The sequence below is a fragment of the Flavobacterium calami genome (assembly GCF_038290035.1).
In the GTDB taxonomy this organism is placed as follows: domain Bacteria; phylum Bacteroidota; class Bacteroidia; order Flavobacteriales; family Flavobacteriaceae; genus Flavobacterium; species Flavobacterium calami.
Genome location: NZ_JBBYHS010000003.1, coordinates 160,777 through 176,326 on the forward strand (window position 1 = coordinate 160,777; position 15,550 = coordinate 176,326).

Below are 15,550 nucleotides of genomic sequence, written 5' to 3' on the forward strand. Positions count from 1 at the left end.
TAGGTTAGTAATGCAAAAAGGCTGTCCGCATATGGACAGCCTTTGCAATAAATGGTTAGATAGTTATTCTTTATCATATTCTCCCGTCAGTGAAAAGTACCCGAAAATTCCGAGTCCCAAAACAATCAGAGGAGTAAGGATAAATAATATGATGATTCCGAAAACTAAATCTTCCTGCTGGTCAGATAAAAATTTTGGAAGGCCAAATTCAAACACACAAAAATAGGCTGCGGCAACGGCTAATATGATCCACAGAATTCCTAAGGCTTTTTTAATAAAATTCATTTTTCAGTAGATTAAAGGTGAGTAGTTTTATTTTTATTATCGATATAAATCATTCCAATTACAAAGCAGATTGACGCAATCACGATCGGATACCAAAGTCCGTCCAGATAGAAATCGGCTTTGCCTGAATTTTTTGCATGCGTTACAAAATAAGTCGAAATCGCAGGAAGCAAACCTCCAAAAATTCCGTTTCCAACATGATAAGGCAACGACATAGAAGTGTATCTGATTTTAACCGGAAACATTTCGACTAAAAAGGCAGCAATCGGCCCGTAAACCATAGTAACGAATAAAACCTGAACAAATACCAAAAGAATCAAATTCCATTCATCGCTGGTACTGATGGTAACAGCTGTAGAAACCTGAGCATCTTTTTTAGCAGCAAAATGCGTCGTTTTTTCAATCAAGACTGTTCCGTCGCTAAATTCTTTATGAGTTGTATAAACAGAATCTTTAGCGGCAGTTAGTTCAACTGTAGTCTTTGTTTTTTCTGTAATTTCTGTTTTAAGAGTGGTATCAGTTATGGTGTACATGGCCTTGTAAATTGGCCTGTACAGAAAAATTGCAAGCAGCATACCGCCCATCATAATATATTTTCTTCCTACTTTATCACTCAGCCATCCAAATACAATAAAAAAAGGAGTACCAAGTAAAAGTGCAATTCCCAGTAAAGTATCAACTTGTGAAGATTCTACGTTCATGACTGTTTTCATAAAACTCATGGCATAAAATTGTCCGGTGTACCAAACAACCCCCTGCCCCATTGTAGCACCAAACAAAGCAAGCAATACAAATTTTAAATTATAACGGTTTCCAAAACTTTCTTTTAACGGATTTGAACTGGTTGTGCCTTCTTTTTTGGCTTTTGCAAATTCAGGGGATTCGTCCATGTTTTTTCTAATAAGGTAAGACACCCCAACCATAACGATTGAAACCCAAAACGGAACACGCCATCCCCAAATATCGAAATCTTCAGCAGAAAGGACTGTTTTTGTAGCCAGAATTACCATCAATGAAATAAATAATCCCACTGTTGCGGTAGTCTGAATCCAGGATGTCCAATACCCGCGTTGCCCAACCGGAGCGTGTTCTGCAACATACGTGGCTGCTCCGCCATATTCTCCTCCAAGAGCAAGCCCTTGTAACAGACGTAAGATTAAAACCAATAAAGGAGCTATAAATCCAATCGTTTCATAACTCGGAATACAGCCTATCAAAAAAGTAGAACCACCCATTAATAATAAAGTAGCCATAAAAGTATATTTACGACCAATAATGTCACCAAGTCTTCCAAAAAATAAAGCTCCGAAAGGACGAACTACAAACCCCGCAGCAAAAGTTGCCAATGTTGATAAAAAGGCTGCAGTTGGATTGTCGCCCGGAAAAAACTTGGTTGAAATTACAACGGCCAAACTTCCAAAAATATAGAAATCATACCATTCAATCATTGTTCCCATAGAAGAGGCCGAAAGCACTTTCCAAATTCCTTTTGTTGAAGTTTTACTCATAAAATAAATTGTATTCTTAATAATTAAAAGATAAAAATATAGTTTTACGAATATATAAGATATTTTTTTATTCAGTCAATAGTTTTTTAACAAAAGATGTTTATTTATTGACAATGTTTAATTACTGGTTTTACAAAAAATAGAGAGTTCTGAAAAGAATATTTATTTTTAAACCAAATTAGAAATATGAAAAAGCACATTCAGTTGCATCAAACACAAAAATTCGCCATTGCTATTCCGGTTTTGTTTGTTTCAAGTTGCGCAACAAAACATTGGGTTGAGAGATTTAGATTTTCAGTTGAGTTTCGTTGGATATATGAGTATGTAGGTGTTAGTGCTTTGCTTTTGAGTTTTTTTCTTGTAGTTTTTTCTTTCACAAACTCTATTTTGGTTCTTCGGGACTTAAAGAGCAAAGGGTTTCAAAAAGCACTATGGTTTTTATTAAGTTCTTCTGTTTTTCTTTTATTTGCTGGTTTAATGGTTGCAATAGCTTTAAATGTTGTTTAATTTTATTTTTCAAAATTTCGGCTAACAACCATTCTTTAAAAAACACAAAAAAACCGTAATCACATTTAATAATTACGGTTTTTTTCTATAAACAATTTTTAACCTTCTGTTATACCAGACCTGCCTGAATTAAGTATTCTGCAATCTGGATGGTGTTTGTAGCAGCTCCTTTTCTTAAGTTATCTGCAACGATCCACATGTTTAATGTGTTTGGCTGGCTTTCGTCACGACGGATTCTTCCAACAAAAACTTCATTTTTACCTTCAGCAAATAAAGGCATTGGATAAGAAAATGCATCCAGATCATCCTGAACCACTACTCCATCTGTGTTTTGTAAAATTTCGCGAACTTCATTTACTTCAAAATCGTTTGTAAACTCCACATTTACAGCCTCACTATGACCTCCAACAACAGGAACACGAACAGCAGTAGCCGTAACTCTGATAGTGTTATCCGAAAGGATTTTTTGAGTTTCACGAACTAATTTCATTTCTTCTTTTGTGTATCCGTTAGCTTCGAAACTATCACATTGTGGAATCGCATTTCTGTGAATTGGATATTTGTAAGCCATATCCCCTTCAACACCAGCGTATTCATTTTCTAATTGTCTCACCGCTTTTACACCTGTTCCGGTAATAGACTGATACGTCGAAACTATAATTCTTCTGATATTGTATTTTTTATGCAAAGGAGCCAAAGCCAACACCATCTGAATAGTAGAGCAGTTTGGATTGGCAATAATTTTGTCTTCTTTAGTTAAAATCGAAGCATTGATTTCAGGAACTACCAATTTTTTAGTAGGATCCATTCTCCAAGCAGATGAATTGTCAATAACCGTTGTTCCGGCAGCCGCAAATTTTGGAGCCCACTCTAATGAAGTATCACCTCCTGCAGAGAAAACAGCAATATCTGCTTTTAAATCAACTGCAGTCTGCAAACCAACAACTTTATATTTCTGACCTTTATATTCGATTTCTTTACCAACAGATTTCTCTGAAGCAACTGGAATTAATTCTGTAACCGGAAAATTTCTCTCCGCTAAAACTTTTAACATTATCTCGCCAACCATACCGGTGGCGCCTACAACCGCTATTCTCATTTTTATATTTTTTATTATGAATGTTCTAATTTAGATTGCAAAAGTAAGGATAATAAAAAGGAATACAATTCGATTCACAAAAAATAACAAATTGTTACAAATTAAACAAAACAAAAAAACCGCCCCCAATTAAGGAACGGTTAAGTTAGACTTAGTGTAGCGGTATATTGTATTATTGTTTATTTTTCAAAAGATCTCTAATCTGTGTAAGGAGTTCTTCCTGAGTAGGCGCGGCTGGTTGATTGGGTGCTGGCTCTTCTTTCTTTTTAAGATTATTTAATCCTTTAATAATCAGGAATAAAACAAATGCCACAATTATAAAGTTAATTACCGCCGAAAGAAACATTCCGTACTTTACGCCGCCAAAAGCCGTAAGATCCTGAATTTTTTCTAAATGTGCCGCTTCTAAAGCTGGTTTTAATACTAAAGGTGTAATTACGTCTTCGATAAATGAACTTACAATCTTACCAAAAGCAGCTCCAATAATTACAGCGACAGCAAGATCAACTACATTGCCTTTCACTGCAAATGCCTTAAATTCTGAAAAAAATCCCATAATTGTTATATTTTAGATTAGATTAATTAAACCCGAAAATACGTAATTTTTCGAAAAGTCTTTTAAAATTATCTGAAAAACACCCTTTTTACACGCTGTGAAATACTGGTCAGAATTTCATACGGAATCGTTTTTAGGGCTTTTGCAATCTCAGTTACCGTTGGAGATTCGCCAAAAATGATTACTGAATCGCCTTCTTTGCAATCAATTTCGCTCACATTTACCATCAGCATATCCATACAGACGCTTCCTACAATAGGTGCTTTTTGATTTTTGATCGTTACATATCCTACTTCGTTGCCCCACAATCTTGAAATTCCATCTGCATAACCAATCGGTATTGTTGCAATTTTGGTTTCTTTTTCGGCCATAAACCTTCTGCCGTAACCTACGCTGTCGCCTGCGGGAATGGTTCGGATCTGTGAAATGATCGATTTTAAAGTCCCTACATTTTCCAGATATTTTTGTTCTGAAGCATCGTTTGAAACGCCATAAAGACCAATTCCTAAACGTACCATATCATATTGCGCATCCGGAAAATTACTAATTCCGGAAGTATTCAGAATATGTCGAATCGGATTTATACCTAATTCATTCATTAATTTTGAAGACAGTTTTTCGAATAATCGAATCTGGGACATTGCAAAATCATAATATTTCATATCATCGCTCGTCGCCATGTGTGATAAAATACTCTGAATACGAACCGTTGAATTTCCTTTTAAAGTTTCAATCAATTCCTCTATTGTGTTTTCTTCAAAACCCAGGCGGTGCATTCCAGTATCAAGTTTGATGTGAATTGGAAAATCTTTTAAATTCTTTTCACGTGCAATTTTCAAAAAGGCATTTAAGCCTTTCAGACTATAAATTTCAGGCTCTAACTGATACTGAATAATAGATGCAAAACTCGTCGATTCGGGGTTTAAAACCATGATGGGTAATTTGATTCCGCCGTTTTTCAGCGAAATTCCTTCATCGGCGAAAGCCACACCCAAATAATCAACCTTATGATGTTCCAGCAGTTTTGCTATTTCCAATCCTCCGTTTCCATAGCCAAATGCTTTTACCATAATCATGATTTTTACATCATTGGCTAATTTAGATTTAAAGAAATTTAAGTTATGGCTGATTGAATTCAGATTTATTTCAAGAATGGTTTCATGTGTTTTCTCTTCGAGCAATGATACAATTTCTTCAAACTGAAACGACCTTGCTCCTTTTATTAAAATGGTTTCATTTACAAAACTCAGATTTTCAAAATCATTTACAAATTCGGCCGTGTTTTGATAGGTTATGCAATTCGAAAATTTGTCTTTAAATAATGAAATGGTTGCTCCGATTCCGATAACACGATTGACTTTATTCGCAGCGATTAATTGTGAAACTTTAGAATACAATTCTTCGTTTGAAAATCCGCTTTGAAAAATATCCGATAAAATAACCGTTTTAGAGGCATTCTTTTTTTGGCTTTCCAGAAAATCCAGCGCTATTTTAAGTGACTGAAAATCAGAACTGTAACTATCGTCAATAATACTGCAATTATGGATTCCGTTTTTGACCTCCAGACGCATCTCAACCGGATACAATCCCTGCATACGATTTTGAATCGTTTCAGGATCATACTCAAAATACAGCAGGGTCAACAAACACGAAACAGCATTTTCTACAGAAGCCGAATCGCTAAAAGGGATTTTCAAAACATGCTTTTCATTTTTATATTGATACTGAATGGCTGTCGCTTCATTTTTACTTTCTTTTTTCGAAATAAAAATATCTGCCGTTTTATCATTGTAGCTCCATGAAAAAAGTTTTCGGGGATGCAGCATATATTCTGCGGCAAACTGAGACAAACAGGAATCTACAATTTCATTTTTCTGATAAATAATAACCGGGCAGTCTTTAAACAGAAGCAGTTTTTCATCAATTTTTTGTACTAAGTTTAAAAACCCTTCATCATGCGCAGTCCCAATATTGGTCAGTATTCCAATTGTGGGTTTAATGATTTTTTCGAGTTTCTCCATTTCATTCACCGTTGAAATTCCGGCTTCAAAAATGGCTAAATTATGTTTTTCGTTAATGGCGACCACAGAAAGCGGCACGCCAACCTGCGAATTATAACTTTTTGGACTTCTGATGATATTATAATCAGGGCTTAGTAAAAAATTAAGCCATTCTTTTACAATCGTTTTTCCGTTACTTCCCGTTAATCCGATAACAGGAAAATCAAAAAGGTGACGGTGATAAGCGGCAAATTTTTGAAGCGCTTCCAGAGTTGATGGCACTATTAAAAAATTAGCTTTTTCGGCACAATTTTCAGGAATATATTCGACTACAAAGTTCCGCACACCTTTTTCAATCAGTTCTGCAACATACAGATGTGCATCATTATTCACTCCCGACAATGCAAAAAACAAAGTCTGCGGACCATTTTGAAGCGAACGGCTGTCTATAGAAATATGGTCAATAAAAGCAGTGGCATCAGAGCCGGTCCAGCCAGCATGAAGAACCGATACAAGGCTTTTTAAATTTACGCTCATGTAGAAATTTCTTTTTTTCAAATTTAAACATTAAAGCCCGAAAAGAATTGTGTTTTTCCTAAAAAATAAATGGTTAACAAAAACCTGTTTATATTTGGTCTATATTTGCTGAACACCTCAATTCCTTGCATTTTGAAAAAAATACTTCCACTGTTTTCTTATATTTTACATCCGGTTTTCATATCGGTTTACGCTGCGTTATTCTATCTTTTTTACAAAGGAGATGTATTTACCATTCAGGAAAAATATTTTGTTTTATTTCAGATTCTGATTATCACTTTTGTGGTTCCGATATTATTTTTCTTATTGCTAAAATCTACCGGAAATGTAAAATCTGTAATGATCCCTGACACATCCCAACGTATTATTCCGTTAACTCTGCTTAGTTTTTTGCTGATCCTGCTTGTAAAGAGAAGCATCGTAATAAGTCGTTATCCTGAACTGCATTTCTTCTTTCTCGGCGGATTATTCAGTACTATTTTTGCCTTGATTTATGCTATTTTCAAGATAAAAGTCAGCCTGCACATGATGGCTATTAGTGGTTTAACCGTCTTTGTTATCGGATTGAATATGCATCTGCAATTGCACAATCCGTACTGGTCTGCTCTTTTTATTTTTCTGACCGGAATTGTGGCTTCCTCACGTCTGGAAATGAAGGCTCATACGTATAAGGAACTGATAATAGGGTTTTTCGTTGGGGTAATTCCGCAGATTTTATTTTTGTATTTGTGGTTATAAAATGTAGAAAATAAGCCCTACAGACATAGTCCTCATTTTGACATCTTCTCCCGAAACCGTTTTTACATCATTAAACAAAGGGTTTAATCCATAATAAAAATAAACATTCCATGTATTGTAACCCGCAGCAATGGTGGCACCGTACTGAAAAGCATTAATATCTTTGCTATTCTTAACGGTATATGTCGTTTCTCCGTCATCCAGAACAGATTTACTGGCGATAACATAACTGAATTTAAAACCCGCATAAATCCTCCAGAACTTATGACTTTCGTAAGTAGAATTTCTCCATCGGAACTCTATTGGAAGATCGACCAGATATTGTCTGTATTTATTTGAGACAAACTCATTATAATCGTTGACGCCATATATCAATACTTCATCAGGTCCCTTAGAAATCGTCAGGTTTTGAAAAAAATTCTGATACGTGAGTCCTAAACCTGCTGCAATAGAATGGGTTCTTTTTTTATTAACAGGCATATCACGCAAAAAACCGGCGGAAATCCCCGCAGAAAATTTATCCTGTGAAAAACCTTCGGGAGTCTGCGCCATAAGATTATAACCTACCGAAAAATAAAACTGATCTTCTCTGTACAAAGAATCAATTTTAACCTCGGGTTTAACTTCAGGTTTTTCTTCTTGAGAAAAAACATTGAAAAACGATATTAGAAATAAACAACTAAAAAAGAATCGCATAGTGTTTTGGTTAAATGGGATTTCAGAATAAACGTTTTTTGAACTCATTTATTAGACTCACAAATATAAGATAATGATAGTTTACGAAACTCTCTTAATGGCAATTATTCTGTTTTCAGCTGTTATTAAATATTTTGTTGCATTATTTTCAATAAAAAGAGTAAAAACCAAATATTTTTAAAATTACCTTTTATACCTTTGCCGTGAAATGAAAAGAAGACAGCTCATAACAGGTTTTTCTTTGGGATTGATGGTATTATTATCGATACTGTTTCAGTCTGTACACAGTTATGAACACATCACTCAACAGCTTTCAGAAAAAAAATGTCATCATAGTTACAATGATACCAATGGCGAAATTACGCACCAGCATCATAACGATGATACTTGTTTTATCTGTCATTTTGCTTTTGGAAGCTACATAACTCCTGAAAAATTTGCATTTCAGTTTTTCAGCAATCATCAGGAAATCCCTTATTTCTTTGGATTTTCAGAATGTTTCATCTCTTTTACAGGAAGTCTTTACACCCTTCGTGGTCCTCCATTAGCTATAGTTTCATAAAGTTTCGATAAAAAAATAAATCTTTTAATTGAATTTAAAACTCAGTTCAGTTTCCCTGATCTTCATTTTAAGGAGAATCGGCAAACTTCACTTTTCTTTTGATACCATTTAAAAAGAAAAATCAATTAACTATAGCAATCATTTTCAAATGAAAAAAATAATAATTGCCCTTATTTTAGGGTTTACGGGTATACTTACTGCCCAGAATTCGGTTTCAGGAACCGTTACCGACAATCAAAATCAGCCATTACCGGGTGTTTCTGTTTACGCTCCCGAGTTACACAAAGGAACTACAACAGATGAGAACGGAAAATATGAATTAAGGAATCTTCCAAACGGAAACCTGCGCCTTTCCTTCTCTTATGTGGGATATGCCAATCAAAACAAAACCATTGTCAAGCTTGTAAAAGAAAACACACTTGATATTACCCTTTTAGAATCAATTCTGGAAATGGACGAAGTGGTGGTTTCTACGCCTTTTAACAAACTGCAATCGCAAAACGTGATGAAAATTGATCACGAAAGCATTAAAACCTTACAGCAAAAAGGAACTTCAACTTTGATTGAAGGTCTGGCGACAATTCCGGGAGTTTCTCAGATTTCTACGGGAACTTCTATTGGTAAACCCGTAATCCGTGGATTGAGCGGAAACCGTGTTTTGGTGTATTCACAAGGTGTTCGCATCGAAAATCAGCAGTTTGGAGACGAACATGGCCTGGGTTTGAATGATGCCGGAATCGAAAGTGTCGAAGTAATCAAAGGACCGGCTTCTTTATTGTACGGTTCTGATGCTTTGGGAGGTGTTCTGTATTTCAACCCTGAAAAATTTGCTGATGCGGGGGATTTCAAAGCCAATTTTAGCCAAAAATATTTTACCAATACACAAGGAAGCAATTCTTCTATCGGATTAAAAACGTCTACAGACAACTGGAAATTTTTAGCACGCGGAAGCTTCAACACCCATTCTGATTATAAAATTGCCGATGGCGACCGTGTAACCAATTCGCGTTACAACGAAACTGATTTTAAAACCGGAATCGGGTACAGCAACGCTACTTTTTCAAGTGTTTTGAGATACAACTACAATAAATTAGACATTGGAATTCCGGAGGACGGGATCGCAGAACAATCTTCGAGCAAAGACACACAATTTCCAAGACAGGGGATTTACAATCATTTGTTTAGTTTAAATAATGTAATCTTTTTCGAAACCTCAAAACTGGACGTTGATTTGGGTTATATTTCTAATGACAGAAGCGAATTTGAAGACAGCAATGATGCTGCTCTTAGAATGAAACTGAATACTTTTAACTATAATGCAAAATATCATTTTCCTAAATTCGGTAAAATTGAAGCCATTTTAGGTGTTCAGGGAATGCATCAGACCAATACAAATTCCGGAGAAGAATATTTGATTCCAAATGCAACTACAAATGATTTTGGTGTTTTCGGAACTGCCAATTACGAATGGGATAACAGCGTTTTGCAAGCCGGTTTACGTTTTGACAACCGAAATGTTACTTCTGAAGCACACGGAACTACAGGCGAAGAAGGTTCTTTTGAAGCTCTGGACCGGTCATTTGACAGTTTTAATGCTTCATTAGGATATAAAACAAAATTAGGGGAACCAGTGACACTCCGATTAAATGTAGCTACCGGATTCAGAGCGCCTAATTTAGCCGAGCTGACTTCAAACGGTGTTCACGAAGGAACCAATCGTTATGAAATTGGAAACAGCAATTTGAAAACCGAACAAAACGTTCAGACCGATTTGAATTTAGAGTATAAAAACTCCCATTTTGAATTCTTTGTAAACGGATTTTATAACCACGTAAACAACTACATTTATACTTCGCCAACCGGAGATGTTTTAGACAATAATGATGTTTTTGCTTACGTGCAGGACAATGCAAAATTATTTGGAGGAGAAGTTGGACTGCACCTTCACCCACACCCATTAGACTGGCTGCATTTTGAAACCAGCTTTGAAACTGTAACCGGTAAAAAAGACAACGATGATTATTTACCTTTAATTCCTGCCAACAACTGGAATAATACACTTAGAACCGAATTCAACATCAAAAACTGGTTCAAAGGAGGTTATGCTTCCTTAAACGTTTCTTCGACTTTTGATCAGGATAATGTGAGTGGCTTTGAAACCGCTTCAAAAGGCTATACTTTGGTGAATTTAGGCTTTGGAGGAACAGTAAAACTAGGAAAAACGGCTTTTGATGTAAACCTGAACGGAAATAATTTATTCGATAAAAAATATATCGCACACCTTTCAAGGCTAAAAACAGACGGAATCCCAAACATTGGACGAAATATCGTTTTGGGGATTAATTTTAATCTGTAACATTTTTAAACCATATAAGTCATATTAAGTAGTTTTAAAAGAAATGAATTTTTCTTTCTAAAATCATTGTCATCCTGAGCGTAGTCGAAGGCTTTCGTAGAAAAGAAGGGATTCGATTCCGCTCAGCCTGACATCAATTTAACATTATTATGCTTAGAATGAAACTTATATGACTTATATATCCTAAAATTATTTTTCCCAACAAAAATTTATATTTTTGTTACAAACACAAAATAAACCATGAAAAAAACATTTTTATTAATGGCACTGACAACTGCAGGAATTTCATTTGCACAAAATAAAATTCAGTACCCGCAAACAAAGAAAGGGGAAACCGTTGATGTATATTTTAACACTCAGGTAAGCGACCCATACCGTTGGCTGGAAGACGACAAATCTAATGAAACGGGTGCCTGGGTAAAGGCTCAAAACGAGGTTACATACGGTTATTTAAATCAGATTCCGTTTCGCGATGCATTAAAGGCAAGAATGGAAAAACTGTGGAATTACGAAAAAATAGGAGCTCCGTTTACAGAAGGGAAATTTACCTACTATTCAAAAAATAACGGATTACAAAACCAGTCGGTTGTTTACAGAAAAGACGAAAAAGGCAAAGAAGAAGTTTTCTTAGATCCAAATACATTTTCTAAAGATGGAACCACTTCTCTTGGCGGATTGAATTTTTCTAAAGACGGTTCCAAAGCTGCTTACGCTATTTCTGAAGGAGGAAGCGACTGGAGAAAAGTAATTATCATTGATGCAATTTCTAAAAAAGTTCTGGAAGACACTTTGGTTGATGTAAAATTCAGCGGTGTTTCATGGTATAAGAATGAAGGTTTTTATTACTCCAGTTATGACAAACCAAAGGGAAGCGAATTATCTGCTAAAACAGATCAGCATAAATTGTATTTCCACAAATTAGGAACTTCCCAAAAAGACGATAAAGTCATTTTTGGCGGAGATCAAAAGAGAAGATATGTTGGAGGAACCGTGACCGAAGACAATAATTATTTAGTGATTAGCGCAGCCAATTCTACTTACGGAAATGAATTGTACATTAAAGACTTAACAAAACCTGACAGTCCGATTGTTACGATTGTGGACAACTTTAACAGTGACAACAATATCATTGAAAACGAAGGAAGCAAATTATTCATCGAAACCGATTTTAATGCGCCTAATAAACGTGTCGTAACCGTTGATGTTGCCAATCCGAAGCCTGAAAACTGGAAAGATTTCATTAAAGAAACCAAAGATATTTTATCACCGTCAACGGGAGCAGGATATTTCTTTGCCAACTATACCAAAGACGCAGTTTCATTTGTACAGCAATACGATTACAGCGGAAAATTAGTTCGCGAGATCAAACTTCCTGCAGTTGGAACAGCCGGAGGATTTGGCGGAAAAAAGACTGAAAAAATATTATATTATAGTTTTACCAATTACACCACTCCCGGAAGCATCTTTTCGTTTGAGCCAAAATCGGGTAAATCTGAAGTATATCAAAAACCAAAAGTAGATTTCAAAAGTGAAGATTACGAGTCTAAACAAGTTTTCTATACTTCAAAAGACGGAACCAAAATTCCAATGATTATTACCTATAAAAAAGGAACAAAACTAGACGGTAAAAACCCGACAATCCTTTACGGTTACGGCGGATTTAATATCAGTCTGACACCAAGTTTCAGTATTGCCAATGCGGTTTGGCTGGAAAATGGCGGCGTTTATGCTGTTGCCAATTTAAGAGGCGGTGGTGAATACGGAAAAAAATGGCATGATGCCGGAACAAAACTTCAAAAGCAAAATGTTTTTGACGATTTTATTGCTGCTGCCGAATATCTGATTGCTCAAAAATATACTTCATCAGATTTCTTAGCGATTCGCGGAGGTTCAAACGGAGGTTTATTGGTTGGTGCAACTATGACACAGCGTCCTAATTTGATGAAAGTAGCTTTACCGGCAGTTGGAGTTATGGACATGCTTCGTTACAATGCCTTTACAGCAGGTGCAGGATGGGCTTACGATTACGGAACTTCTCAGGACAACAAAGAAATGTTTGAATATTTAAAAGGATATTCTCCAGTCCACAACGTTAAAAAAGGAACACATTATCCTGCTACAATGGTCACTACAGGAGATCATGATGACCGTGTGGTACCGGCACACAGCTTCAAATTTGCCTCTGAATTGCAGGAAAAACAAACTGGGGAAAATCCGGTTTTGATTCGTATTGACGTTAAAGCAGGTCATGGCGCAGGAAAATCTGTTGCGGCTACGATTCAGGAAAACGTAGACATTCAGGCGTTCACGCTTTACAATATGGGTTTTAGAACTTTACCTAAAAAGTAAGATTTTAATCTAAGATTTTTTTTAGCCACGAATTCACGAATTATTTTTCTGAATATCGTGGCTTTATTTTTTATTTCACGCAGATTTAAAATAGATTTTAGCAGATGCACACAGATTTTTTTAATTGAATCAATTTAAATCTGCTTAGATCTGTAAAATCTGCGTGAAATAAATTCGTGAATTCGTGGCTAACTTTTTTATAAAACTTAAATTTGAAATAACTTAAAAAAACAAACAATGAAAATTATAAAATGGGGAATTATTGGCTGCGGAAACGTAACCGAAGTAAAAAGCGGACCTGCGTTTCAGAAAGCTCCAAACTCGGCTTTGGTTGCCGTAATGCGAAGAGACGCAGCCCTTGCCGAAGATTATGCCAAACGCCATAATGTGCCAAAATGGTACTCCAACGCTGTCGATTTAATCAACGATCCGGAGGTTGATGCCGTTTATATCGCCACGCCTCCATCTTCACATAAAGAATATACGATTTTGTGTGCCAAAGCCGGAAAACCGGTTTATGTAGAAAAACCAATGGCTCTGACCTTTGAAGAATGTAACGAAATGATCAGTGCCTGCAAAGCACACAATGTTCCGTTATTTGTGGCGTATTACAGAAGATCTTTGCCTCGTTTTTTAAAAATTAAGGAATTCATCGATCAGGGAAAATTAGGAAACATACGCCACGTAAACTGTGTTTTGTACCATCCTTTTGAAGAACGTTATGATGATGAAATCAATCTCCCGTGGACGGTTTTACCACATCTTTCAGGCGGTGGAATCTTTGTCGATCTGGCCTGTCATACTTTAGACTTTTTAGATTTTGTTTTAGGTCCGATAAAATCCGTACGCGGGCATGCGACTTCTCAGCTTCACGCCTATCCTGCCGAAGATTCGGTTTCGATGTCTTTCTTATTCGAAAACGGAATTCATGGTTCCGGATTATGGAATTTCGCCAGTTTTGAGCGTTATGACAATACTGAAATTGTAGGTGATAAAGGCAAAATATCGTTTTCTACTTTTGGAGAAGACCCCATTAAAATTGAATATGCGAATGGAGAAAAAGAAAGTTTTACGATTGAAAATCCGCTTCATATTCAACAGCCTTTTATCGAAACCGTTATTCAGGAGCTTTTAGGAAACGAAGGAGCTTCTCCGTCAAAAGGAACATCCGGAGCCAGAACAACCTGGGTTATTGATGAAGTTTTGAGGGAGTTTAGAAATTCTAAATAAAACTCTGTCATTTCGACGAAGGAGAAATCACATGCGAAATTCCGCATAGTGAAGCCAATCTTTGTCGAATTACTAGTGTGATTTCTCCTTCGTCGAAATGACAAAAAAAAGCAAAAAAGAGGATACTCGTTATGAATATCCTCTTTTTTGTAAACTATAAAAATTTGGAATTATAAGCTGTATTTTAATCCAAATGTCAAACCTACACCAGAAATCCCAACATAAGAACTAATATCATCAGTAGCTTTTGTATTGTCAAAACCTGCTGCATTAGTTACTTTACTATTAGAACTTGTAGTTAATTTATCTACATAATTAGTATGAATTGCAGAATACGAAGCATCCTGTCTAAAAGTAGATGGCGTATGCAATTTATCTACTCCATTTTCGGTAAACACAGTAGTTTCTTTTGTGTCTCCGTGAACCGTAAAGTTTCTGTATTCAATTTCAGCAAATAATGCCAGTTTTTTACCTATTTTATAAGAACTTCCTATTGCTGCCATAAAACCAAGAGTTGGATTAGGTTTTACTACATCTTCAGCATATGTTTTTGCTACTGTTGTTCTGGTTGGTGCTACAGTATAATATTCACGATTCGTTTCGATAGTTAAATCTCCATGAATAGGAACAATAACTCCTACTTTTGTGTAAGGTTCAAAACCTTTAGTTTCTCCCAAAAACAACACTAATGAAGGTGATAAATCCCAAGCTCTGATTTTCCCAACAGCATCTCCTGTTACAAAAATATTTGTTGGCGAAGTAGCCACTAAACGATTAGTAGTTTCAACCATCAATTTATCAGCGCTGGAATAATAGTTAATCCCCATTTCAACTCCTAAACGTGTTGAAAAACGGTATCCGGCAGTTAAACCAGAACGAAAACCTTCTCCAAAGGAACCATGATTTGTTTGTCTCGAAATTAAAGTAGTGCCATCCGCAGCATAAACATCTGTATTAGGTGCCTGTCCATTTACAATTGGAAATTCGGTTGCAGCTGTCTGAATGAAGTAAGATCCTCCTAATTTAAAATACCAGCTTTCAGGTTTATCTGCATTTTCTGTTTGCGCCATTGTGGTTAAGGAGCAAACCATTAATCCTATTAGAAATAAGTGTTTTTTCATGATTTT

The 15,550-nt window shown here is 35.8% G+C and carries 13 protein-coding genes; 6 read left to right on the forward strand and 7 right to left on the reverse strand.

Features of this window, described 5'->3' with window-relative positions:
• Positions 1 to 63 precede the first annotated feature (63 nt).
• Both AAEO57_RS03670 and AAEO57_RS03675 read right to left on the reverse strand, forming a co-directional pair.
• Positions 64 to 285: a DUF6814 family protein gene (locus AAEO57_RS03670; RefSeq protein WP_341689590.1), complete on the reverse strand. Its 222-nt coding sequence runs from the start codon at positions 283 to 285 to the stop codon at positions 64 to 66.
• Positions 286 to 296: 11 nt separating this feature from the next.
• Positions 297 to 1,793, reverse strand: coding sequence for an MFS transporter (locus AAEO57_RS03675; protein WP_341689592.1), 1,497 nt, complete (start codon positions 1,791 to 1,793; stop codon positions 297 to 299).
• Between the two features lie 186 nt (positions 1,794 to 1,979).
• On the opposite strand from AAEO57_RS03675, the gene AAEO57_RS03680 reads away from it, so the two are divergent.
• Positions 1,980 to 2,300, forward strand: coding sequence for a hypothetical protein (locus AAEO57_RS03680; protein ID WP_341689595.1), 321 nt, complete (start codon positions 1,980 to 1,982; stop codon positions 2,298 to 2,300).
• 109 nt (positions 2,301 to 2,409) lie between these two features.
• Here AAEO57_RS03680 and AAEO57_RS03685 read toward each other — a convergent pair whose 3' ends face one another.
• The 3 genes from AAEO57_RS03685 to AAEO57_RS03695 all read right to left on the reverse strand — a co-directional run bounded on the left by AAEO57_RS03685 (position 2,410) and on the right by AAEO57_RS03695 (position 6,492).
• The gene (locus AAEO57_RS03685; RefSeq protein ID WP_341689597.1) at positions 2,410 to 3,399 is read right to left on the reverse strand and encodes an aspartate-semialdehyde dehydrogenase; all 990 of its coding nucleotides are present in this window, start codon (positions 3,397 to 3,399) and stop codon (positions 2,410 to 2,412) included.
• Between the two features lie 172 nt (positions 3,400 to 3,571).
• A complete protein-coding gene (gene mscL, locus AAEO57_RS03690; RefSeq protein WP_269234382.1) occupies positions 3,572 to 3,955 on the reverse strand; it encodes a large conductance mechanosensitive channel protein MscL in 384 nt (127 codons plus the stop codon).
• Positions 3,956 to 4,023: 68 nt separating this feature from the next.
• The gene (locus AAEO57_RS03695; RefSeq protein WP_341689601.1) at positions 4,024 to 6,492 is read right to left on the reverse strand and encodes a bifunctional UDP-N-acetylmuramoyl-tripeptide:D-alanyl-D-alanine ligase/alanine racemase; all 2,469 of its coding nucleotides are present in this window, start codon (positions 6,490 to 6,492) and stop codon (positions 4,024 to 4,026) included.
• A gap of 132 nt (positions 6,493 to 6,624) precedes the next feature.
• On the opposite strand from AAEO57_RS03695, the gene AAEO57_RS03700 reads away from it, so the two are divergent.
• Entirely contained in the window at positions 6,625 to 7,230 is a 606-nt protein-coding gene (locus AAEO57_RS03700; RefSeq protein ID WP_341689603.1) for a hypothetical protein, read from the forward strand.
• On the opposite strand, the gene AAEO57_RS03705 is transcribed toward AAEO57_RS03700, so the two are convergent.
• Positions 7,225 to 7,974 carry a porin family protein gene (locus AAEO57_RS03705; RefSeq protein WP_341689605.1) on the reverse strand — a complete coding sequence of 250 codons (750 nt, stop codon included), beginning with the start codon at positions 7,972 to 7,974 and terminating at the stop codon, positions 7,225 to 7,227. The genes AAEO57_RS03700 and AAEO57_RS03705 overlap by 6 nt on opposite strands.
• 160 nt (positions 7,975 to 8,134) lie before the next feature.
• Here AAEO57_RS03705 and AAEO57_RS03710 point away from each other — a divergent pair, with 160 nt between their 5' ends.
• From AAEO57_RS03710 to AAEO57_RS03725, 4 genes are all read left to right on the forward strand, one after another.
• Positions 8,135 to 8,488 carry a hypothetical protein gene (locus tag AAEO57_RS03710; RefSeq protein ID WP_341689608.1) on the forward strand — a complete coding sequence of 118 codons (354 nt, stop codon included), beginning with the start codon at positions 8,135 to 8,137 and terminating at the stop codon, positions 8,486 to 8,488.
• 148 nt (positions 8,489 to 8,636) lie between these two features.
• On the forward strand, positions 8,637 to 10,844 hold the full coding sequence (locus AAEO57_RS03715; protein WP_341689610.1) for a TonB-dependent receptor: 2,208 nt from the start codon (positions 8,637 to 8,639) through the stop codon (positions 10,842 to 10,844).
• A gap of 240 nt (positions 10,845 to 11,084) precedes the next feature.
• Complete coding sequence (locus AAEO57_RS03720; RefSeq protein WP_341689612.1) at positions 11,085 to 13,193, forward strand: prolyl oligopeptidase family serine peptidase; 2,109 nt, start codon at positions 11,085 to 11,087, stop codon at positions 13,191 to 13,193.
• Positions 13,194 to 13,430: 237 nt separating this feature from the next.
• Complete coding sequence (locus AAEO57_RS03725) at positions 13,431 to 14,423, forward strand: Gfo/Idh/MocA family protein (RefSeq protein WP_341689614.1); 993 nt, start codon at positions 13,431 to 13,433, stop codon at positions 14,421 to 14,423.
• Positions 14,424 to 14,593: 170 nt separating this feature from the next.
• Here the strand turns inward: AAEO57_RS03725 and AAEO57_RS03730 are convergent, their stop codons facing one another.
• Complete coding sequence (locus tag AAEO57_RS03730) at positions 14,594 to 15,544, reverse strand: outer membrane beta-barrel protein (RefSeq protein ID WP_341689616.1); 951 nt, start codon at positions 15,542 to 15,544, stop codon at positions 14,594 to 14,596.
• Positions 15,545 to 15,550 lie beyond the last annotated feature (6 nt).

What these genes read in the sequence shown, in the direction of transcription:
- AAEO57_RS03710 (WP_341689608.1), top strand. Translation starts at nt 8,135, where the DNA reads ATGAAAAGAAGACAGCTCATAACAGGTTTTTCTTTGGGATTGATGGTA.
- AAEO57_RS03685 (WP_341689597.1), bottom strand. Translation starts at nt 3,399, where the DNA reads ATGAGAATAGCGGTTGTAGGCGCCACCGGTATGGTTGGCGAGATAATG.
- AAEO57_RS03695 (WP_341689601.1), bottom strand. Translation starts at nt 6,492, where the DNA reads ATGAGCGTAAATTTAAAAAGCCTTGTATCGGTTCTTCATGCTGGCTGG.
- AAEO57_RS03730 (WP_341689616.1), bottom strand. Translation starts at nt 15,544, where the DNA reads ATGAAAAAACACTTATTTCTAATAGGATTAATGGTTTGCTCCTTAACC.
- AAEO57_RS03680 (WP_341689595.1), top strand. Translation starts at nt 1,980, where the DNA reads ATGAAAAAGCACATTCAGTTGCATCAAACACAAAAATTCGCCATTGCT.
- mscL (WP_269234382.1), bottom strand. Translation starts at nt 3,955, where the DNA reads ATGGGATTTTTTTCAGAATTTAAGGCATTTGCAGTGAAAGGCAATGTA.
- AAEO57_RS03725 (WP_341689614.1), top strand. Translation starts at nt 13,431, where the DNA reads ATGAAAATTATAAAATGGGGAATTATTGGCTGCGGAAACGTAACCGAA.
- AAEO57_RS03715 (WP_341689610.1), top strand. Translation starts at nt 8,637, where the DNA reads ATGAAAAAAATAATAATTGCCCTTATTTTAGGGTTTACGGGTATACTT.
- AAEO57_RS03720 (WP_341689612.1), top strand. Translation starts at nt 11,085, where the DNA reads ATGAAAAAAACATTTTTATTAATGGCACTGACAACTGCAGGAATTTCA.
- AAEO57_RS03705 (WP_341689605.1), bottom strand. Translation starts at nt 7,974, where the DNA reads ATGAGTTCAAAAAACGTTTATTCTGAAATCCCATTTAACCAAAACACT.
- AAEO57_RS03675 (WP_341689592.1), bottom strand. Translation starts at nt 1,793, where the DNA reads ATGAGTAAAACTTCAACAAAAGGAATTTGGAAAGTGCTTTCGGCCTCT.
- AAEO57_RS03670 (WP_341689590.1), bottom strand. Translation starts at nt 285, where the DNA reads ATGAATTTTATTAAAAAAGCCTTAGGAATTCTGTGGATCATATTAGCC.